Below are 19,907 nucleotides of genomic sequence, written 5' to 3' on the forward strand. Positions count from 1 at the left end.
ATAAATTTGGCTAGTATTTATTCACTTAATGGATGTTTTGTTGAATCAAGTATTGAGCTTCCCGCTGCACAATTTCATGTTAAAGTACGCCGCTTACTGGAAAGCATAACGAGAAAAATAATGAAATCACCTTGCCGCGCAGCCTGTAAAAACAACGGCGGATTCTGTTCTGGCTGTCACCGAACCATGGAAGAAATCGTGCAGTGGAAAGATAAGTCTGTTGCTCAACGAGACGCGATCATCGAGCAATTGGTTGGAAATGATTCAACCCACTCTTGCCCTGAATGTGGCACGAACGCGCACTGTGATATTGCTGCGGGGAAAGAGACGTGCTGGTGCTTTGATATTGAGACCAGAGATTTACCAAAGCCAGAAGCGGGACAGCTTTGTTTGTGTCGTAAATGTTTGGAGAAAAAGCCAGTCGCCTAGCCTATCGAATATAGGACATAACGGACTGGCTATCATTGAAATGAAGGTGAGTTCTGCGAACTATTTCTGCGCTAACGCTTGGGATTCAAACTTCACGCCATCCCAGCCTGTCACCATAAAGTTACGAATGTTTTGATGGTCGTTGTTCTCTGGATGTGCCAATACGTCTTCACGGTAGAAGCGACCAAAACACGCCAACGTTGCCTCTTTGCTTAGGTTATTCAGTTGACCAAAAGCGAAGATCTTGCACGAGCCGTTGTTCTCACCTGCATTATTCTGCGTTTCACCATTCACAAAAGCCACTGGCGTAAACGCGTAGTTTGCCTCTATCGCTGCCATTGTCGTTTCAAATTCTACTGTCTCAGGTGATGCCGTTAGCGCATCCAAAAATTCTTTAAGTTCCATTATTTCTAGTTCCTAGTGTCTTTTCATCTTAAGTGTTCGACAGACGTTCAGATGAAAACTGACACATTTGTTTCATCAAAAGCCAATATAAGAGTCATAAATCATAAATATATTCAGAGCCTTATTTAATAACACATCAATCAATGCGCTATTCCTCACTGTTGTAGTGAATGAATAGATATCTAACTTAGGTGCATTGAGCAACATTGTATCTGCTTAATAAGGAAATATCATGACCACCCCATTTAAGGCAATAGGCGTATTGGCATTATCTTCACTTGCCATCGCATGTTCATCTCAACCTGACGATTCTCTCTCTTCGTTTGCAGCCCAATGTAAAGCATCGGTAGCACCTGTTACTGGGGAGACATCCATCCAAGGTTTGACCTTTATGGGAACGTCTATCGCTGACGCACCATTCGATACATCGGCAGCAGAAATCGTTCAATATGATGCGTGTACTGACAAGCTTTACGTGGTCAACGCTCAAGCAAAGCGTGTCGATGTGCTTTCTATGGATGACAGCGGCGCACCAACGCAAACTGCATTCATCGATCTCAACAGCGCAGGCGAAGCGGCAGGCGTTGAAATTGGCGCGGCAAACAGCGTTGCAGTCTTTAATGGTTTAGTCGCTGTAGCGATTGAAAACAGTAATAAGCAGGCGAATGGCATTGTTGGCTTGTACCGCTCGGATGATTTGTCGCTGATCACCACCTTCCCTACCGGCGCATTGCCAGACATGGTCGGCTTCTCAAAAGACGGCAGATACATTGCGACAGCAAACGAAGGTGAGCCAAATGGTGACTACAGTGTCGATCCAGAAGGCAGCATCACATTAATCGACTTGAGCCAAGGCGTAAACCAAGCAGAAGTCACGCAGATTGGTTTCAATGAGTTTGATGGTGCGCGTAAGTCTGAGTTACCTGCTGATGTTCGAATCTCAGGTCCAAATGCAACGGTGGCGCAGGATCTAGAACCGGAATACCTCACCTTTGCTGACAACGGAAAAATCTACGTTGCACTGCAAGAGAACAATGCAATGGCAATTGTAAACCCTGAAAGCAAATCGGTAGAGAAAATTGTTGGTCTGGGCGAGAAATCTTGGTCTGATTCAAAACTGGATGCTTCGAACAAAGACAAAATCATTGGCAACTTTAAGAGCTACCCTCAACTGGTTGGTCTGTACATGCCAGATACCCTCGACAGCTACTCTGTAGATGGCAAAACTTACATCCTCTCTGCCAACGAAGGTGACGGTCGTGAGTATGGCTTCAAAACAACACAAGCTCTATGTGACCAAGCGGGCTTCAAGTGGGATGAAGACGATTACCTCGGTACAGATGAATATACTTCTGAGCAAGGCACCTGTTTAAGCCATGTTGACGAAGTGCGCGGTAAGAAGCTGAAAGTCGCAGCAGATCACCCGCTGGCAGAGGCGCTAAAAGACAACAAGCAACTCGCGCGTCTAAAAGTGATTAAGCCTGAACAAACGCTTTCTGCGCAAGACAATGTTCAAGCCTTTGGCGCACGTTCGTTCTCTATTTGGGATGAAAACGGTGAGTTGGTTTTCGATAGTGGTGACGATTTCGCGACCATCGCATTAATGAATGAAGGTAAGAACTTCAACAGCACCAACGATAGCAATGACAGTGGCGATGACCGCAGCGACGACAAAGGCATTGAGCCAGAAGCGATTGAAGTAGCACAAATCAATGGTCGTCACTACGCGTTTATCGGCTTGGAGCGTCAAGGTGGCATCATGATTTATGACATCACAGACCCGAAGCAAGCGCAGTTCCTGCATTTCGTAAACCGTCGTGATTACAGCCAACCAGTTTGTACAGAAGTGGAAGATGGCGAATGCGCGAACGACACTTACAATCCAAAAGCAGGTGATTTGGCGCCAGAGTCAATCAACTACTTTGCTCGTAACGGACAACACTTTATTGCAGTGGATAATGAAGTGTCAGGGACGACGTCTGTGTTTCGAATTGAGCTTTAATACCCACTCTTCAAGAGAACAAAATTAAAAGTAAAGCGCCCGAACTTCAGTCTGGGCGTTTTTGTTATTACGAGTGAGCATAACCACTCAACTCTATTCTTCAATCGCCAATGCGTCGCACTTCGAAGCACAGATAAAGTCGTTCTTATGCAGACCTTTAATAGAGTGGCTCCACCACGTGATGGTCACTTTGCCCCACTCCAACAAGATAGATGGGTGATGGAATTCATCTTCTGCAAGCTCGGCAATCTTGTTACTAAACGCCCACGCTTGTTTGAAGTTCTTAAACTTGTAGACCTTCTCAAGTTGAGGAATCTCATCTCTCCCAATGATCTGCCAATCAGACAATTGCAGCAGCAAAGACTGTTGTTCGTCTTTACTAAGTGCAATGGCATCGATACTACAAGCTTCGCATTTTTGTTCATTCAACATGAGCAGGTTCCTTTGGTTCAAAAAGTGGTGGAAGCAATCCGGCTTCAATCGCTAGATCGGCTTGTTTCAATAAATTCAGTTGGCTAATTTGGAAAAGCTGGGACAGTTCTTCAATCACGTAGTATTTCGGCTGCATGATGTCGATTCGATAAGGGGTTCTTAGCACAGTTTGCAGGTCAAACTCGTCTCTAATCGCGATGTCGCTTTCCAATGAATAGATGGTTTCTCCCGGAGATGAAAGGATGCCGCCACCGTAGATCTTGGTTTTGTTACCCTCTTGAACCAAACCGAACTCGACTGTAAACCAATATAAACGCGCAAGGTACCCTCGCTGCTTTGGTGTCGCGGCTTGTCCAAGCTGTCCGTAGTGCTCGGTAAAGGCGGCAAAATCAGGGTTGGTGAGCATAGCACAATGACCAAAAATCTCATGGAAGAAATCTGGCTCTTGTAGGTAATCAAACTCTTCTCGCGTTCTCAAAAATGTCGCGACTGGGAAGCGTTTATTTCCAAGCAAATTGAAGAAACGATCAAAGTCGATCAATGCAGGTACTGGCTCCACTTGCCAGCCCGTTGTTTCCATCAAAACACGATTGATTTCGGGCAGCTGTGGCACGCGGTCATGTGGTAAATCGAGTAGCTTGAGTCCATGCAGATAAGCGCTACATGCACGGTCTTGAATCACGCTCATTTGTCTTGTTACCAAGTCGCGCCAAATAGCATCCTCTTCATGGCTCCATTCCACCCTTCCATCCTGATCGACGGGTTTTGAATGATACTGAGTCATCGCACATCTCCGTTAACAAATCCTTTACATTAAGCCTATCTACACTCTTTTGTCCTTCCAATCCCCTGACCATTTTCCACTCAAAATTTAAGTGTAACATTTTCTTTACATTAACACCTAACACATTGATATACATAAGGAGCCAGTTTCTCCAACGAGTTTGACTTTATTTCTGGTTCACCTCAGACTGAAAACGTTAAAACTTTGTTATAGAGGGAGCTATGCGCGAGAGCAACAAAGTCTGGCAGCCGACGGAAGATCGAATCGAGCAAGCCAATATCACGCAGTTTATCGAGCACATTAATCGGCAGGGGTTCGAGCTCAAAAACTACTCTGATTTGCACCAATGGTCTTTGGAGCATAACGAGCATTTCTGGAAAGAGGTTTGGCAATTTTGCGACCTAATTGGCACGCAAGGCGATACCGTAAAAGCACAAGGTGAAAGCCGTTGGCAATCACCAATGCAAAATCGAGATGCCGTGTGGTTCCCTCAAGCTCAAGTTAACTACGCAGAGAACCTGCTTAGTTTGGCAGAGCAACAAGCCAATGAGTTAGCGATTTGGTTTGAAAACGAAAAAGGTGACAAACAGACTTACACATGGAAACAGCTGTGTGATGAGGTCTCGAGCGTTCAGCAGTGGTTAGTCGAATGTGGCATCAAGCAAGGCGATGTGGTTGCAGGTTATTTACCACATATGCCACAAACCGTTATTGCAATGCTAGCCACCACCAGCTTAGGAGCAACTTGGACGTCTACCTCCCCTGATTTTGGGGTAGAAAGCGTTATTGAGCGCTTCGGGCAAGTGAAGCCAAGGGTTCTCTTCACCTGCGATGGTTATACCTTCAACGGCAAAACTTTCGATATGTCAGAGAAGAACCATCACATCGCGGATCATCTTGATGGACTGAAACAAGTGTGCCAGATCGGTTACCTCAAACCACATGTGTTCGAATGCGATGTTTGTACTCACGATTGGCAAAACATCATTAATCAGTATTCCCCTGCTCCGTTGCATTACACTCGCGTGGAATTCAATAGCCCGCTGTTTGTGCTTTATTCCTCCGGCACAACTGGCAAGCCTAAGTGCATCGTGCATTCTGTTGGCGGTACGATTCTTAATCATCTTAAAGAGCACCAACTTCATTCAGACATTCAGCTTAAAGATCGCGTCTTTTATTACACAACTTGTGGGTGGATGATGTGGAACTGGCACGTATCTGCTCTAGCGAGTGGCGCGTGCTTGGTGATTTTCGATGGCAGCCCGGTTTACCCAACGCCTGATGTATTGTGGGATTTAGCCCAGCGAGCAGAGGTAGGTCTCTTTGGTACTGCCGCTAAGTACCTAGAGGCGATAGAAAAAACCGGATTGTCACCTATCAAAGATTACTCACTCCCAGCTTTGAGAACCCTGTGCTCTACGGGCTCAGTGCTTTATCCAGAGCAGTTTGATTACGTGTATCAACACATCAAGCAAGATCTGCACTTGGCTTCTATTTCAGGCGGAACAGACATCTGTGCCTGCTTTGTATTAGGCAACCCTATCTCGCCTGTTTATCGTGGTGAATGTCAGTACGCTGGTTTGGGTATTGATGTTCAAGTGTTCAACTCGCAAGGTCAAAGCGTGAGTGAACAACGTGGTGAGCTCGTCTGCACCAACTCCATGCCCAACTTTCCTGTCGGCTTTTGGAACGATACAGGGGAACGCTACCACAACGCTTACTGGGACAAGTTCGATGATATCTGGCATCACGGTGACGATGTCGAACGCAGCGCCAAAGGTGGATTTGTTTTCTACGGTCGTAGCGATGCATTGTTGAATCCTGGCGGTGTGCGCATCGGCACAGCGGAGATTTATCAGCAGGTAAACGCCATAGAAGGTATCGTCGATTCCATTGCCGTTGGTAAAGAGATCGAGCGAAACGAACAAATTTGGCTGTTTGTGCAGACCGCTTCGGGTGTCACTTTAGATGACAGGTTAGTAGCAGAGATTAAGTCGCGCCTCAAAACGTCCTGCTCGCCAAGGCACGTGCCAAGCCAAATCTTCGCCATCAGCGACATCCCTAAAACACGCTCAGGGAAGTTGGTGGAACTTGCAGTCAAACAAGTCATAAATGGCAAGGAAGTCGAGAACTTAGGTGCGATTGCGAATCCAGACGTTTTAGAAGAAATTCGACAACTCACTTTTGTCTAGCGAATCGAATGAAACAAAAAAGCGAGCTAGATTGCTCGCTTTTCTTATGTTCTTTATCGGAGATTAACGGCGACCTACGCCCATTAATACTGACATTGTGTGCCCGTCTGATGTGATTTCGAAGACCTTCTTCGTTTCTACCTCAGCAAAGCCTGCTTTGATAAGTGCATTCTCTGATTTCGCTAGAGTGAAGCCCTCTTTCGCTGAATCTGCAACCCAATCGAAGTGAACAAAATAGCCACCTTTATTGAGTAATGAATGCGAAATCTTTAATGCGGTTTCAAAATCATCAATGAATGCAAGCACAGAAGATGCCACTACAAGATCAAACTGATTACGAAACGCTGGATGTTGAGCAACCAAACCACGGGTTAACACATCCACTACCGGTTCAACGTTTACAAGTTCTTTCTTATCGAGCTCTTCGATCATAGCTTCGGACGCGTCCAATGCCACAATGTCTTTAGCGGATGGTGACAACAGCTGGCTTAACTGCCCAGTCCCACATCCAAAATCCAATACTTTAATGCCATCAAGCTGAGTAAGCTGTTGTAACTGTGCAAACACCGACTGAGCAAATTGTTCTGTTGCTGGGTTTGATTCCCAATTCTTTGCTAAGCCGTCCCAATCTTGTGCCATCGTGGCCTCCATGTTCACTTCTTGTAACCCCCATAGATTACCGCAAAAACGTTAAAACACCATAGACTTATCTGGCGAATCCGTGTTTTTTTCGATAATCTTTCTTACCATTAGAAAGTCAATTCCAACGTACTGCGCGTTATTACCATTTCACTTTAGGTCTCGTCTAATCATGAACTTAGCTCAAGTTGAAGCTTTTTGTACCATTGCCGAGTGTGGTTCCGTCTCAGAGGCGGCACGCCAATTAGACTGCAATCGAACCAAACTCAGCATGTCGATTAAGGCGCTTGAAAAAGACTTAGATGTTGAGTTATTCCTTCGCACGGGCAATCAACTCATGCTCTCTGAAGCAGGAAAGGCGATTTATAAAGATTGCGAAAACCTGCTTGTTACAGCTCAACGTATCAAGAAAACCTGCGCTCTAGTGTCTGAAGGGTTCAACGCAGAAGTTTGGGTCGCACGTGATGACTCCCTTCCTGATGAATTATGGCAAGAGCTATCTCACACACTCAATAATCGCTTCCCCTCAACCACCTTCAACTTAATATTGGCGTCCAGTGGTGACCTTTCAAATTTAGTCAGTACACAACAAGTCGACTTTGCATTTGGTGTGGACTACGAACGTGTCGACGATCCGCATATTGTCTACAATCCATTAGGCAAAATTCGAATGATGTCGGTCTGTGGCTTTGATCACCAACTGAGTAAAATGCGCCGCGTAACCGATGAAGACCTGCGTAACCAAATGCAAGCTTTGATGGTGTACTTGAATGAAAAAGACAACCCGGAACTCCACCCCTTTTCTACTCGATACATTGGTTTTTCCAGTTTTGACTACATGCTAAACACCATTTTGGAAGAAGACGCATGGGGTGTATTGCCAGAGCCTTTGATCCGACATTATTTGAGACATCAGAAACTTGCAGTGATCAAACACACCTATGGTTTGACGCAAGAGGACTACTGTATGTTTGTGCCAAACGGGCAAACAGAGCACCCTGCAATGAGTTGGCTGGCTGATAAATTAAGCGAGTATTTATTCGACTTCTAAACATATTTCACTGAGCGTCAAATATATTGACAGAAAGAAGTAAACATAACTCACTGAATAATAAGAAAACCACCAAAGAACCATCTCATATCGATTAAATGTCACGCAGTTTTAATTTGCTTAAATTCGCCCAGAAGAGAACAATGTAAGGGTGTAGAAATAAAAGGCATATTTTATGTGTGACAGGACAAGCAAAAACGAAAACCGAATCTTAACCTTCTCAGCCCTTTTAGCTTCTGGGTTTGCAGTCGGTGGGATGGTACTTGGCTTGCTTGTTGGGTCGATCGTCATCGTATTTGACGGTGTTTATTCTCTGGTCAGTCTGCTGTTAACTTTATTGTCACTGGCAGCTTCTTACTACATCAGCAAGCCATCAAAATCTATTTTTCCTTTCGGCAAGGCTGTACTTGAACCTATCGTTATCGCTATCAAAGCAGCGGTTATTCTAATTGTGGTTGCTTTCTCGTTGTTCTCAGCGGTAACCGCGCTGATGTCAGGCGGCCGAGAGGTTGATGCTTCTATTGCAACTATCTTCGGTGTCGTTAATGTGGTTGGTTGTGGTTACGCTTGGTGGTTTATGGCGAAGAAAAGCCGTCGCTTCTCGTCAGGTTTAATCGAAGCTGAGAAAAAACAATGGCAAATGGATACGCTTTTAAGTGTTGCTGTTACAGCAGGTTTTATCGCTGCTTGGTTAGTATCATTAACACCATACGCCCACTACGCCGTCTATGCAGACCCAATGATGATGCTATTGATGGGCTTCTATTTCCTTAAAGTACCATTTGATATGCTAGTTGGTGCCCTACGTGAACTGCTAATGATGACACCTAGCAAAGAACTATGTCAGAGCGTTGGTAAAGACGTTCTTGAGATTGAAAAAGTGACTGAGCACCAATTGAAACTGGCTGGCGTAACGAAAGTTGGTCAAGAATTGCGAGTGAATGTGGACGTACATGTGGATGACGACACACTAGAGCTTGATACGCTAGAACACACTCGTAAGCAACTTACTAAGCGACTATCGAAGCACAGATTCAAGCTTCAATTACAATTGAACGTCGCGTATTAGATCGCCACCAAGAATCATTAGAACTCAAAAGAAAAGCTCCCAATCTTGGGAGCTTTTTTATTTCTTCGATTGATGCACTTACAACCCCCTCCAACTCCCCCTTTATCGACTTGAGTTGCTTCGCATTTGAATACGGCGATTAAGGGGGAGGGCTATTCTTTGCTAACTTAAGCTCGCCACTCTTCTACTGATCCTGCGAATGCTAATAGTGCGCACTAGACTAACCTCGGATGTAGAACCAGTCCCTCCCCTTTGACTCGGGGTGTTGAGAGCTTAGATGCCAAATACAAGGGGAGGTTAGGAGGGGTTGGTACATTGAACTGTGGTTTGTGAACTTGCCCCCCACCAGCTCTCCCTTTTATTGACTGAAATTGCTTCGTGTTTGGATGCGGCGTTCAAGGAGGAGAGCTATTCTTTGCTAACTTAAGATCGCCACTCTTATAGTGATCCTGCGAATGCTAACAATGAGCGATGGATTGATCTTGGATGCGAGACCAGTCCCTCCCCTTTAACTCGGGGTGTTGAGAGCTCAGGTGCCAAATACAAGGGGAGGTTAAGAGGGGTTGGAACATTGAACTATGGCTTATGCACTTACAACCCCCTCCAACTCCCCCTTTTATTGACTTGAGTTGCTTCGCATTTGAATACGGCGATTAAGGGGGAGGGCTATTCTTTGCTAACTTAAGATCGCCACTCCTCTACTGACCCTGCGAATGCTAACAGTGCACAATGGACTAACCTCGGATGTAGAACCAGTCCCTCTCCTTTAACTTGGAGTGTTGAGAGCTTAGATGCCTACACAAGTGGAGGTTAGGAGGGATTGGTGCATTGAACTGTGACTTGTGAACTTGCCCCCACCAGCTCTCCCTTTTTATTGACTGAAATTGCTTCGCATTTGAATGTAGCGATAAAGGGGGAGAGCTATTCTTTGCTAACTTAAGATCGCCACTCTTCTACTGATCCTGCGAATGCTAATAGTGCGCACTAGACTAACCTCGGATGTAGAACCAGTCCCTCCCCTTTGACTCGGGGTGTTGAGAGCTTAGATGCCAAATACAAGGGGAGGTTAGGAGGGATTGGTACATTGAACTGGGACTTATGCACTCACAACCCCCTCCAACTCCCCCTTTATCGACTTGAGTTGCTTCGCATTTGAATACAGCGATAAAGGAGGAGAGTTATTCTTTGCTAACTTAAGATCGCCACTCCTCTACTGACCCTGCGAATGCTAATAGTGCGCACTAGACTAACCTCGGATGTAGAACCAGTCCCTCCCCTTTGACTCGGGGTGTTGAGAGCTTAGATGCCTACACAAATGGAGGTTAGGAGGGATTGGTACATTGAACTGGGACTTATGCACTCACAACCCCCTCCAACTCCCCCTTTATCGACTTGAGTTGCTTCGCATTTGAATACGGCGATTAAGGGGGAGAGCTATTCTTTGCTAACTTCAGCTAGCCGCTCTTCTACTGCTCCGGAGAATGCTCATAGTGAGCAATTGATTTATTCTCGGATGCAGGAACAGTCCCTCCCCTTTGGCTCGGAGTGTTGAGAGCTTGGATGCCAAATACAAGAGGAGGTTAGGAGGGGTTGGTACATTGAACTGTGGCTTGTGAACTTGCCCTCTCCTACAGAAAACTTATCCAGCCGCTTCGCGCTTCTCTTTAGTGACCAGCCAACACATCAGCGAACCAACCGTTACCATTACGACGCCTTGCCAAAAGCTGTGGCTTAAAGTGACGCCTAGAATAATAGAAGAAAACAGAGCAGAGAAAATCGGCGTAAAGTAAGACAAGGTTGCGAGAAACACCATATTGCCGCCAACAATCGCGATATTCCATAATCCGTAACCACCCGCCATTAAAGCTGCAGAAGCCACTAAGTACCCCATCGCTTCCCAACTGAATGCCATTGGCGGCTCATCAGTAAAGGCGTATTTGATCCACAAAGAGATGGCTGTCGCGATAAAGAACAAAGTAATCGCGTTGTGCTTCGATTGTTGTCTTTGAGTCAGATTGCAATACACAGCCCAGATGACTGCGCCTGCAAATGCCATGAAGTAAACAATCGGATTGCTACTGATGTTCGCCATTAACTGCGTCGGTGATAAGCCGCTATCACCACTGACCGTCCAAGCGACACCAATGAATGCCAACATAACTGCCGGGTACAGTAGCCAGTTTGGCTTTTTGTTACTGCCCAATACCGCAAACAAAACGGTTAGTGCCGGCCATAGATAATTGACGATCGAAACTTCAATCGCCTGAGAACGAGAATTGGAGTAGCCCAATGCCAACGCCAGGAAGATCTCGTAGCAAACAAACATCGCCCCACCCAGAACCAAATACTTGGGTGAGAAGTACGACAGTTTTGGGATGCCAACCACAATCAACAGAAAAATGGAGCTCAGAGAATACAGCATGACTGATCCGCCCACGGGTCCCAAACTTTCTGTGACCAATCTTGCGATGCCTAACAAACAGCTCCAAGAGAGAATGGCGATACAACCATAAAGGGTGAAACGAAACTGATAGGATTGCATGTTATCTATGTGACCTACTGCTCATGAATGCCAAAGGAAACTGCAGCTTAACTCAAAAATGATCCGCTTCAACGTACTCTTTTTCCAAAATCGGTATAAAAACCACTCTATTAAGCGGTTGGAGTCGATATGAAACATTTTCTGCCTTCGAGTGTCATGCTGACACCTTTTGTTGTGCGCTACTATGAGGAAGACGACGAAAGTGAAAACGTTGAAACACATTCGGAAACGCATGGTCTAGATAGTGAAGAACAATCTAAGGAACGTTCAGAGTAAAGGAATCCAATCATGAAAAAAGTCGCAGTCATTTTAAGTGGTTCAGGCGTTTACGACGGTTCTGAGATCCACGAAGCCGTATTGGCGCTCTACGCCATCGAGAAAGCAGGTGCAACTTGGCACTGCTTTGCACCTAACATTGACCAACTCCACGTCATCAACCACCTAACTGGTGACGAAATGGATGAAACACGCAACGTATTGATCGAATCAGCTCGTATCGCACGCGGAAACATTGACGATGTCGCCAAGCTTAACGTTGATGAATACGATGCCCTACTACTTCCAGGTGGATTTGGTGCCGCGAAAAACTTAACCGACTTCGCCGTCTCAGGCGCAGAGTGTTCGATTAATACTCACGTTGCCCAAGCGTGTCGTGCATTCGCTCAAGCGGGCAAACCTGCAGGGTATTTATGCATCGCACCAACCATTATCCCGATGATTTATGATCAAGGTGTAAAAGGCACCATTGGTAATGATGAAGCCACTGCAGCAGCATTCGGTCATATGGGGGGTGAGCACGTCAATTGTCAGGTGGATGAAATCCATTTCGATGAAAAACACAACGTGCTTTCAACACCAGCTTATATGTTAGCGGAGAATATCTCCCAAGCCGCATCAGGCATTGAAAAACTAGTAGATAAGTTAGTTAAAATCGCCTAAATCGAAAACGTTTGCTTAAAACACACCATACGAATCCCCATTGATAAACTGCATATTAATGGGGATTTTTTATACTTTAGTCGAATTGAGAGATAAACCGTACGAATCTTGTCATTTTTGCCAATCGTTTGCGTGATAAATGAGATATTTCAGCTACGTTAAGTAGGTGTTGCACTATCTCACTGTGCAACAAGACTGCCATCACACTTTCAGCCCTCAAGATACCCCTAAGGGGTTAAACTTGTCCTAGATCAATCTAAACCAAGAACGGGGTATGCAAGAGTAAATGACAGATTAAGAAAGATTATTAAAAATAACGACGGAGCAATCCAATATGACAAGTGCATTTTTTATCCCTACCGTAAACCTAATGGGCGCTGGTTGTCTGAAAGACGCAGCAGACAGCATCCAATCTCAAGGCTTTAAAAAAGGTTTGATTGTTACGGATAAGATTCTTAACCAAATCGGTGTAGTAAAGCAGGTTCAAGATCTACTAACAGAACGCGACGTAGCAACTGTTGTGTTCGATGGCACTCAACCAAACCCTACTATCAGCAACGTTAACGACGGCTTGGCACTTCTTACTGATAACGAATGTGACTTCGTTATCTCTCTTGGCGGTGGTTCACCACACGACTGTGCGAAAGGTATCGCGCTTGTTGCTTCTAACGGCGGCAAAATCGCAGATTACGAAGGCGTAGACCAATCTGCAAAACCAATGATGCCACTTATCGCAATCAACACGACTGCGGGTACTGCATCTGAAATGACGCGTTTCTGCATCATCACTGACGAAGAGCGTCACATCAAGATGGCTATCGTTGATAAGCACACAACACCGCTTATCTCTGTAAACGATCCAGAGCTAATGCTAGCTAAACCTGCTTCGCTAACTGCGGCAACAGGTATGGATGCCCTAACTCACGCAATTGAAGCTTACGTATCTATCGCGGCAACACCAATCACTGATGCGGTAGCAATCAAAGCGATTGAGCTTATCCAAGCGTACCTACGCACAGCAGTGAAAAACGGTGAAGATCTAGAAGCTCGTGAACAAATGGCATATGCACAGTTCATGGCGGGTATGGCGTTCAACAACGCGTCTCTAGGTTACGTACACGCAATGGCACACCAGCTAGGTGGTTTCTACGACCTTCCACACGGTGTTTGTAACGCGATTCTTCTACCTCACGTACAGCGCTACAACGCGCAAGTATGTCCTGAGCGTCTACGTGATGTAGCGAAAGCAATGGGCGTAAACGTAGAAGGCATGTCTGCTGAAGCAGGTGCAGCGGCAGCAATCGACGCTATCGTTACTCTAGCGAAAGATGTGGGTATCCCAGCAGGTATTAAAGAGCTTGGTGCGAAACTAGAAGACATCCCAACACTAGCAGACAACGCACTGAAAGACGCTTGTGGTTTCACTAACCCTAAACAAGCAACTCACGAAGAAATCTCTAAGATCTTCGAAGAAGCGATGTAATCTCGCTACATAAACAATTCTCTAGCCTTAATTCAATCCCCGATCTCGTATCGGGGATTTTTTACATTCTTATACAATCCATGCTCTGCAAAACGTTCTCTTTTAGTGTTAGCTTTTAAGCATTAATACGATTCATATTGGAAGAAACCATGAGAACGATTGCTGCTGCCCTACTCGCTTGTTTATCCTTTTCTGCCAACGCTGCCGAATACCGCGCTAACGAAGTGGCGAATGGATTTCAGATCCCTTGGGGGATCGAGTTCTTAGATAACCAACGCGTTATCGTCAATGAAAAGAACGGTACGGTTTCGCTGCTGGATATCACTACAGGCAAACCTCAAAAGCTGTTTAACGTTCCCGATGTGAACACCAATGGACAAGCCGGCTTATTGGATGTTGCGCTCGCACCGAATGCCGATAAGCAAAACCCGCAACTCTTCTTTACCTACAGCAAGCGTACGAGCAAAGGCAATACGGTGGCGTTAGCGACGGCGCAATTGCAAAACAATCAGCTTGTAGGTTGGAAAGATCTCTTTGTTGCTGATGCCATCACCGACACAGGGCGTCACTACGGCAGTCGAATTTCATTTGTTGACGACAAAGTTTACTTCTCAATCGGTGACCGTGGCGAACGTGATAATGGGCAAAACACTCAAACCCATGCTGGCAGTATTCTTCGTCTCAACCTTGATGGTTCGGTTCCGCAAGACAACCCATTCAAACCTTCCGAAGCTCGTCCTGAGATATGGAGTTACGGGCACCGCAACCCACAAGGTATGTTTTACGATGAAGCAACAAAACAGCTGTGGTCAATTGAGCATGGACCACGCGGCGGCGATGAAATTAATCTAATCAAGAGAGGCGCGAACTACGGCTGGGCAAAAGTATCTCATGGCAAAGAATATTGGGGACCGTTGGACGTCGGAGAAGCTAAGTCGTTGCCGGGAATGGAAGATCCAAAGTTGGTATACATTCCTTCTATCGCACCCAGCAATATGATCTTGTACCGTGGCGATAAATACCCAGAGTTGGACGGAAAAATCCTCGCCGGCGCATTGAAGCTGGCGCACATCAACGTGGTCTCTATTGATAATGGCAAGCTCACCGAATCAAAAAGATTGATGGAGAATCTTGGTGAGCGAGTAAGAGATATAACCATCAGCCCCGATGGTTATATCTACTTTTCTACCGACAGCGGCAAAATCTTTCGTCTTGAGGATAAATAGTTTTCTCTGACGAACGAGTCAAAAAAAGCTAGCTCTTTAAACTCACTGCCACCGTTTCATTGTCAAAATCGAGCGTCATGGTCGAGCCCAATGGAACGGTAAGCATTGGGTGGGTATGACAGCTATCAAAGTCATACAAAATTGGCAGTGGTTGACCGTTAAGTACTTCTAGTAACACGTCTATAGGTGCACGACCTGTGCCTTTATCGTTAAACTTTTCATGCTTGCCAAGAACAACTGCACTGACTTTTTCAAACACGCCAGAAAGCTTGAGCAGCGCAAAAGAGCGTTCGACCGTTTCAATACCCTGCAAGCAATCTTCCACCAGCAAAATATCGCCTTGTTCGATACTCGGCATAAACTTGCTTGCCCAGATGCCTGTCATGGTATTGAGGTTGCCGCCAATCAAGCGTCCGGTGATCTTGCCTTCGCCTTTAAAGTGCCACTGGTTCGCTAGCGTGTGCTTTGCGCGGTCTTGCTCGCCCCACTCTATCCATTCATCTGTCCAACCTTGAGGCATTGTGTATTGATGCGCCAATCCATCTAACGTATTCACAATCGACTCAAACGAAGCGAAGGTCTCGTCCACCAGTGGCGGGAATTCACCCAGAGATGCCACTAAAGCGGGACCATAGAAAGTAACGATGCCGGTTTGTGCATAAATGCCCATGAGTAGAGCCGTCACATCCGAATAGCCAACAATGATCTTGGGATCTTTCTTCAATGCCTCGTAATCAATGTAAGGCAGCAATGAGTTACTGTTGTAACCGCCAATGGTCGACATAATACAGCGCACTTCAGGATCACGAATCAGCGTATTCAATTCTTCTACTCGCTCTTGAATCGAACCCGAGCGATATTGGTCAGTTTTGCCCGTTAAGCTACCTGCTTTTAGCTGGTAACCATGGGATTCCACATACGCTTTGGCACGTTCAAAACGCGCTGGCGTAAATACCGTGGCTGGAGAGGATGGCGAGAAAAAGCCGATGGTGTCGCCTTTTTGTAATGGTTTAGGAATGATCATGCGCGTCCTTGTTTTGTGATACATGGTTGATTTATTTTCGTACAAACTAAGCAGAAGAATCTAAACTTAACAATAACCTTTTGTTTTTTAAAACGATAGTTCGGTTAAGTTGTACGAGGTCATTATGATTCCATTCCCTTTACAGCTCGATAAAATTAAAGCCGTGGTGTTTGATTTAGACAACACCTTGGTGAGTTCTGATATGAACTTCGGCGAATTGCGACGACAGCTTGGCTGTCCGCAGAGTGAAGACCTATTGGATTTTGTCGAGACACTTGAGCACCCTCACCATCGAGAGCACGCTCATAACGTTATATTTGATTACGAGATTTCTGATGCTGAGCAGTCTGCCCCAATGATTGGCTGCCATGAACTGCTCGCTCACTTGCATCAAAATGAAATCAAAACCGCTATCGTGACGCGCAACTGCCAAATCGCCACGCAGCGCAAACTAGAACACAACCAAATCTCAGTGGAACGAGTCATCACTCGTGAATGCTTCCCGCCCAAGCCAGACCCTTTGTCTCTGCAGGTATTAGCGAAAGAGTGGCGTTTGATGCCAGACGAAGTGCTTTATGTCGGCGATTACCTTTACGACTTGCAGGCAGCGTATAACGCGCAGATGCCCTCTTGCCTTGTTCATCACGGTAATCAAGAAACCTTCAATGATTCAGCCTCATTGGCGCTTAATGAACTCAGTGATTTATTGAGCCGTTTCGAATCCTTACCACGCAAATAAAGCACACATATAAAATACGCAAACAAAAAAAGGGGCACCAACGTGCCCCTTATGACTTATTCCCGATTGTTTCATGCATTCCCAAAGACTACTTGGGTGATGCGCTGCTTAGCCTTGTAGGTAAGCGTTAAGCATCCACATTAATTTTTCTTGCTCACGGATGTAGTCACCCATCAATGCCGCTGTACCTTCGTCATCTGCTTCACCCGCGTTTTGTAGAATCTCACGCTGTTTTAGAAGTAGAACGCTAAAGCCTTGAACCAGACCTTGTACACACTCCTCACCAGAAGTCGCGTTTTGATGTTCTTTAATTTCACTTGCTTCCAAGTAGTTGCTGAATGCGTGCGCTGGCGTATGACCCAAAGTTAGAATACGCTCTGCAAGCTCATCGATTTTTGTTTGTAGATCAGTGTAGATCTCTTCAAATTTTACGTGCAGTTCGAAGAATTGCGCACCTTTAATGTTCCAGTGGTAACCGCGAGAGTTCATGTACAACACTTGGTAATGCGCTAGCAGTTGATTTAGCTGTTGAGCTAGTTGTGCTGATTGTTCGCTGTCTAGACCAATTAGGCTTACTTGTTTGTTCATAATCTTGCTCCTAGAAGGATGATACCAATCGTAGTAACGAACGATTCTCTTACCGGGATTGGTATAAAGTTTAAAAATTCTTTTGCAGTATTTGCTGCCGATGGAGTCATATTACGACTCCGGCTCGGTGAAGAAAATTTGGTTTTAGCTATGATTTAAATAGCCAAATCCAATGAGCAAGTAGACGAATATCGGCGTATCATCCAACAAAAAGCCCCAACCCTTTTTGTGTAAAAAGGATTGGGGCTTTTTTACTATTTGGTTAACGTTCAAAAGTAGATGAACAGACGTAAACCTTATCTACGCCGTTTTGAAAGTTGCCATCTGTTGATTCAGCTCAGTAACTTGCTCTTTTACTTGCAATGATGTCTCTGATGCACGTTGGCTGTTATTCGAAACCTCATCCACTGATTGAGTTATATCGGACATCAATCCAGTGATCGAATTGGTCGCATGAGATTGCTGCTCTGCCGCTGCCGCAAGTTCTGCCATTTGTTCATTCAAAGAACCAATTTGTTCAGTAGTGATGAGCAAACGAGTTACCGCTTTTTCAATGTGCTCAGCGCCCTGCTCCGCCAGTGATTGACTGTGTTCAATCTCCTCAACCACCGAATTAGTCGAGCGTTGAATCGCATTAATGATGCCGTTGATTTCTGTCGTCGATTGAGTGGTGCGAGTCGCTAACATACGCACTTCGTCCGCCACCACCGCAAAGCCTCGTCCTTGATCACCTGCACGCGCTGCTTCTATCGCGGCATTCAATGCCAGTAAGTTAGTTTGCTCTGCCAAGCCCTCAATCACTTCCGTAACTCGGCCAATGGCTTCGCTCTCTTTGCTTAACTGCGTCACTTGCGTGCTCGCGGTTTCAATGCTGCCATGCAAGCTTTCCATGGTGACTTTGTTTTGCTCTAAAGCATCACGACCTTGTTCAATCTCGCCTTTTGAATCAGAAAGCTTCTGCACCGATTGATTGGCTTGATCTAGGGTGTTACGCGCGGCTAAAGCGATTTCATCCAATTGGCTTCCCATTTCAACAATGCTGGTCTGTTGCTGTTCAACATTCGATGAGGTGACTTGCGCCGATTCTAACAAAGCTCCCATGCTGGTATCCACTTGGTGCGCTTTTTCACTCACCCCTGCCACGATGCTCGCTAACGATTGGTTCATGCGGTTAATCGAATCGGTAAGGTCTGCCAATTCATCTTTCCCAACAACAGTTAACGGAGGCTGAGAAACATCTCCTGAAGCGATCGTCTTTGCACGCTCCGATAAGTTTTTCACTCGGCGACCAATGGTGTTGCCCATGTATTTTGAAATCGCGACTGCGGCAAACAAAACTAATGCCGCTGCAATCAACATAGTGGTCAGTACGTTCTTGATCGACTGATTAATACCCTGTCCACTTTGATCAGCACGACTTTGTTGAGCCAATACGATCGTCTCTAAGCTTTGGTCTAGTGCATCCGCTGCTGGCAACAGTTCATTCGCCATTAACAAGTTTGATTCGTTCCACTCTGGCGATTGACGCAATGCAATTACCTGCTCTGCTAAAGGAAAGTACAGTTGCTGCATTTCCTTAAACAGTGACCACAATGACTGGTCGTTATCAGTCAGTCTGTCGAGTTTACTGTCGATTTCCGCCACGGACTGATTGTGGTACTTAATCAAGTCGTGGTATTTGTCCAGATGATCTTGCTGCCCGTACAACAGGAAATCTCGCAAAGCAGACAGAGCATTGGCGAGCGAGGTATAGCTGTCGGCGTAGACTTTAAACAGACGCTTTCTGTCTCCACCAAATGGGTTTCCTGACTCTTCGTTGATTAAGCTTTGAAGCTGATCAAGTGCTACTTCTGCAATGGGTGCCGCTTCGTTAATAAAGAGGTTGTGCGCGGGTAAGTTCTCATCACTGTGGCTGAGCTCTATCAACTTGTTTAGAGAGACTTTTACCGCGTCCCACTGGCTTTGAATCGCTTGAAAATCCTGTTCAGAGATCAAAGCCTGCAACGTTGGAAGCGACTCGTCTGTTGACGCCATGATATTGCGTACGTCCTCACTCAGACGTGCGCTCGCCTCTTCATCGCCACCTAGCAACATGTAGGCTCGAATAGAAGACAGCGACGCTTGAACGGACTGTTGGATACCGCGGCTGGTGTCGACGGTCGGTAAATCGGATTTAAGTAATGAAGAGGCGTATTGCTCTACGGTGGTGACGTTGCGATACGTGAATACCGCTGATGCCATAAAAAGTACGGCTAGCAGCACAAAACTGAGCTGCAACTTCCCTGATATCGTGAGGTTCATCCATAAACTCCTGAGAACGATGAGCCTTAAATATAACGATGTTTACAAAAATGTTAAATACA

18 protein-coding genes are annotated in these 19,907 nt (G+C 45.7%); 10 read left to right on the forward strand and 8 right to left on the reverse strand.

The features are described 5' to 3' along the window. Positions 1-120: 120 nt before the first annotated feature. The gene (locus tag L1076_RS02280) at positions 121-429 is read left to right on the forward strand and encodes a cysteine-rich CWC family protein (RefSeq protein ID WP_237303054.1); all 309 of its coding nucleotides are present in this window, start codon (positions 121-123) and stop codon (positions 427-429) included. Positions 430-489: 60 nt separating this feature from the next. On the opposite strand, the gene L1076_RS02285 is transcribed toward L1076_RS02280, so the two are convergent. Then, the gene (locus L1076_RS02285) at positions 490-834 is read right to left on the reverse strand and encodes a HopJ type III effector protein (protein WP_237303055.1); all 345 of its coding nucleotides are present in this window, start codon (positions 832-834) and stop codon (positions 490-492) included. A gap of 232 nt (positions 835-1,066) precedes the next feature. Here L1076_RS02285 and L1076_RS02290 point away from each other — a divergent pair, with 232 nt between their 5' ends. Further along, a complete protein-coding gene (locus L1076_RS02290) occupies positions 1,067-2,836 on the forward strand; it encodes a choice-of-anchor I family protein (RefSeq protein ID WP_237303056.1) in 1,770 nt (589 codons plus the stop codon). 93 nt (positions 2,837-2,929) lie between these two features. Here L1076_RS02290 and L1076_RS02295 read toward each other — a convergent pair whose 3' ends face one another. Then, positions 2,930-3,268 (reverse strand): 4a-hydroxytetrahydrobiopterin dehydratase, encoded by a 339-nt coding sequence (locus L1076_RS02295; protein WP_237303057.1) that lies wholly within the window; start codon positions 3,266-3,268, stop codon positions 2,930-2,932. Further along, the gene (gene phhA / locus L1076_RS02300) at positions 3,258-4,052 is read right to left on the reverse strand and encodes a phenylalanine 4-monooxygenase (protein ID WP_237303058.1); all 795 of its coding nucleotides are present in this window, start codon (positions 4,050-4,052) and stop codon (positions 3,258-3,260) included. Before phhA ends, L1076_RS02295 begins: the two co-directional genes overlap by 11 nt. Before the next feature lie 221 nt (positions 4,053-4,273). Between phhA and L1076_RS02305 the strand changes: the two genes are divergently transcribed. Continuing rightward, on the forward strand, positions 4,274-6,244 hold the full coding sequence (locus L1076_RS02305; protein ID WP_237303059.1) for an acetoacetate--CoA ligase: 1,971 nt from the start codon (positions 4,274-4,276) through the stop codon (positions 6,242-6,244). A 63-nt stretch (positions 6,245-6,307) separates the two neighbouring features. Here L1076_RS02305 and L1076_RS02310 read toward each other — a convergent pair whose 3' ends face one another. Further along, positions 6,308-6,883 (reverse strand): methyltransferase domain-containing protein, encoded by a 576-nt coding sequence (locus L1076_RS02310; protein ID WP_042605292.1) that lies wholly within the window; start codon positions 6,881-6,883, stop codon positions 6,308-6,310. Between the two features lie 172 nt (positions 6,884-7,055). Between L1076_RS02310 and L1076_RS02315 the strand changes: the two genes are divergently transcribed. Both L1076_RS02315 and L1076_RS02320 read left to right on the forward strand, forming a co-directional pair. Continuing rightward, entirely contained in the window at positions 7,056-7,934 is an 879-nt protein-coding gene (locus L1076_RS02315; RefSeq protein ID WP_104047846.1) for a LysR family transcriptional regulator, read from the forward strand. Positions 7,935-8,109: 175 nt separating this feature from the next. Further along, entirely contained in the window at positions 8,110-9,003 is an 894-nt protein-coding gene (locus tag L1076_RS02320; RefSeq protein WP_237303060.1) for a cation diffusion facilitator family transporter, read from the forward strand. A 1,639-nt stretch (positions 9,004-10,642) separates the two neighbouring features. On the opposite strand, the gene yddG is transcribed toward L1076_RS02320, so the two are convergent. After that, positions 10,643-11,545 carry an aromatic amino acid DMT transporter YddG gene (yddG, locus tag L1076_RS02325; protein WP_237303061.1) on the reverse strand — a complete coding sequence of 301 codons (903 nt, stop codon included), beginning with the start codon at positions 11,543-11,545 and terminating at the stop codon, positions 10,643-10,645. A 129-nt stretch (positions 11,546-11,674) separates the two neighbouring features. Between yddG and L1076_RS02330 the strand changes: the two genes are divergently transcribed. The 4 genes from L1076_RS02330 (at position 11,675) to L1076_RS02345 (ending at position 15,193) form a co-directional block, all read left to right on the forward strand. Further along, a complete protein-coding gene (locus L1076_RS02330; RefSeq protein WP_005453721.1) occupies positions 11,675-11,821 on the forward strand; it encodes a hypothetical protein in 147 nt (48 codons plus the stop codon). Positions 11,822-11,833: 12 nt separating this feature from the next. After that, positions 11,834-12,484, forward strand: a complete 651-nt coding sequence (gene elbB / locus L1076_RS02335) for an isoprenoid biosynthesis glyoxalase ElbB (RefSeq protein WP_005442612.1) — start codon at positions 11,834-11,836, stop codon at positions 12,482-12,484. Between the two features lie 334 nt (positions 12,485-12,818). Beyond that, on the forward strand, positions 12,819-13,967 hold the full coding sequence (yiaY, locus tag L1076_RS02340; RefSeq protein WP_005442614.1) for an L-threonine dehydrogenase: 1,149 nt from the start codon (positions 12,819-12,821) through the stop codon (positions 13,965-13,967). Between the two features lie 149 nt (positions 13,968-14,116). Beyond that, positions 14,117-15,193: a PQQ-dependent sugar dehydrogenase gene (locus tag L1076_RS02345; RefSeq protein WP_237303062.1), complete on the forward strand. Its 1,077-nt coding sequence runs from the start codon at positions 14,117-14,119 to the stop codon at positions 15,191-15,193. A gap of 28 nt (positions 15,194-15,221) precedes the next feature. On the opposite strand, the gene L1076_RS02350 is transcribed toward L1076_RS02345, so the two are convergent. Continuing rightward, entirely contained in the window at positions 15,222-16,217 is a 996-nt protein-coding gene (locus tag L1076_RS02350) for a S66 peptidase family protein (protein WP_237303063.1), read from the reverse strand. Positions 16,218-16,341: 124 nt separating this feature from the next. Between L1076_RS02350 and L1076_RS02355 the strand changes: the two genes are divergently transcribed. Beyond that, positions 16,342-16,956 carry an HAD family hydrolase gene (locus tag L1076_RS02355; RefSeq protein ID WP_237303064.1) on the forward strand — a complete coding sequence of 205 codons (615 nt, stop codon included), beginning with the start codon at positions 16,342-16,344 and terminating at the stop codon, positions 16,954-16,956. Between the two features lie 108 nt (positions 16,957-17,064). On the opposite strand, the gene L1076_RS02360 is transcribed toward L1076_RS02355, so the two are convergent. Further along, positions 17,065-17,544, reverse strand: a complete 480-nt coding sequence (locus L1076_RS02360) for a Dps family protein (RefSeq protein WP_005388254.1) — start codon at positions 17,542-17,544, stop codon at positions 17,065-17,067. 300 nt (positions 17,545-17,844) lie between these two features. Next, on the reverse strand, positions 17,845-19,845 hold the full coding sequence (locus L1076_RS02365; RefSeq protein ID WP_237303065.1) for a methyl-accepting chemotaxis protein: 2,001 nt from the start codon (positions 19,843-19,845) through the stop codon (positions 17,845-17,847). Between the last annotated feature and the right edge of the window lie 62 nt (positions 19,846-19,907).

This window comes from Vibrio sp. MMG023 (assembly GCF_021654215.1).
Classification (GTDB): domain Bacteria; phylum Pseudomonadota; class Gammaproteobacteria; order Enterobacterales; family Vibrionaceae; genus Vibrio; species Vibrio jasicida.

Coding starts and splice junctions, on each gene's coding strand:
- L1076_RS02350 (WP_237303063.1), bottom strand. CDS start 16,217: ATGATCATTCCTAAACCATTACAAAAAGGCGACACCATCGGCTTTTTC.
- L1076_RS02285 (WP_237303055.1), bottom strand. CDS start 834: ATGGAACTTAAAGAATTTTTGGATGCGCTAACGGCATCACCTGAGACA.
- yddG (WP_237303061.1), bottom strand. CDS start 11,545: ATGCAATCCTATCAGTTTCGTTTCACCCTTTATGGTTGTATCGCCATT.
- yiaY (WP_005442614.1), top strand. CDS start 12,819: ATGACAAGTGCATTTTTTATCCCTACCGTAAACCTAATGGGCGCTGGT.
- L1076_RS02355 (WP_237303064.1), top strand. CDS start 16,342: ATGATTCCATTCCCTTTACAGCTCGATAAAATTAAAGCCGTGGTGTTT.
- L1076_RS02290 (WP_237303056.1), top strand. CDS start 1,067: ATGACCACCCCATTTAAGGCAATAGGCGTATTGGCATTATCTTCACTT.
- L1076_RS02305 (WP_237303059.1), top strand. CDS start 4,274: ATGCGCGAGAGCAACAAAGTCTGGCAGCCGACGGAAGATCGAATCGAG.
- elbB (WP_005442612.1), top strand. CDS start 11,834: ATGAAAAAAGTCGCAGTCATTTTAAGTGGTTCAGGCGTTTACGACGGT.
- L1076_RS02295 (WP_237303057.1), bottom strand. CDS start 3,268: ATGTTGAATGAACAAAAATGCGAAGCTTGTAGTATCGATGCCATTGCA.
- L1076_RS02320 (WP_237303060.1), top strand. CDS start 8,110: ATGTGTGACAGGACAAGCAAAAACGAAAACCGAATCTTAACCTTCTCA.
- L1076_RS02315 (WP_104047846.1), top strand. CDS start 7,056: ATGAACTTAGCTCAAGTTGAAGCTTTTTGTACCATTGCCGAGTGTGGT.
- L1076_RS02280 (WP_237303054.1), top strand. CDS start 121: ATGAAATCACCTTGCCGCGCAGCCTGTAAAAACAACGGCGGATTCTGT.
- L1076_RS02345 (WP_237303062.1), top strand. CDS start 14,117: ATGAGAACGATTGCTGCTGCCCTACTCGCTTGTTTATCCTTTTCTGCC.
- phhA (WP_237303058.1), bottom strand. CDS start 4,052: ATGACTCAGTATCATTCAAAACCCGTCGATCAGGATGGAAGGGTGGAA.
- L1076_RS02365 (WP_237303065.1), bottom strand. CDS start 19,845: ATGAACCTCACGATATCAGGGAAGTTGCAGCTCAGTTTTGTGCTGCTA.
- L1076_RS02310 (WP_042605292.1), bottom strand. CDS start 6,883: ATGGCACAAGATTGGGACGGCTTAGCAAAGAATTGGGAATCAAACCCA.
- L1076_RS02330 (WP_005453721.1), top strand. CDS start 11,675: ATGAAACATTTTCTGCCTTCGAGTGTCATGCTGACACCTTTTGTTGTG.
- L1076_RS02360 (WP_005388254.1), bottom strand. CDS start 17,544: ATGAACAAACAAGTAAGCCTAATTGGTCTAGACAGCGAACAATCAGCA.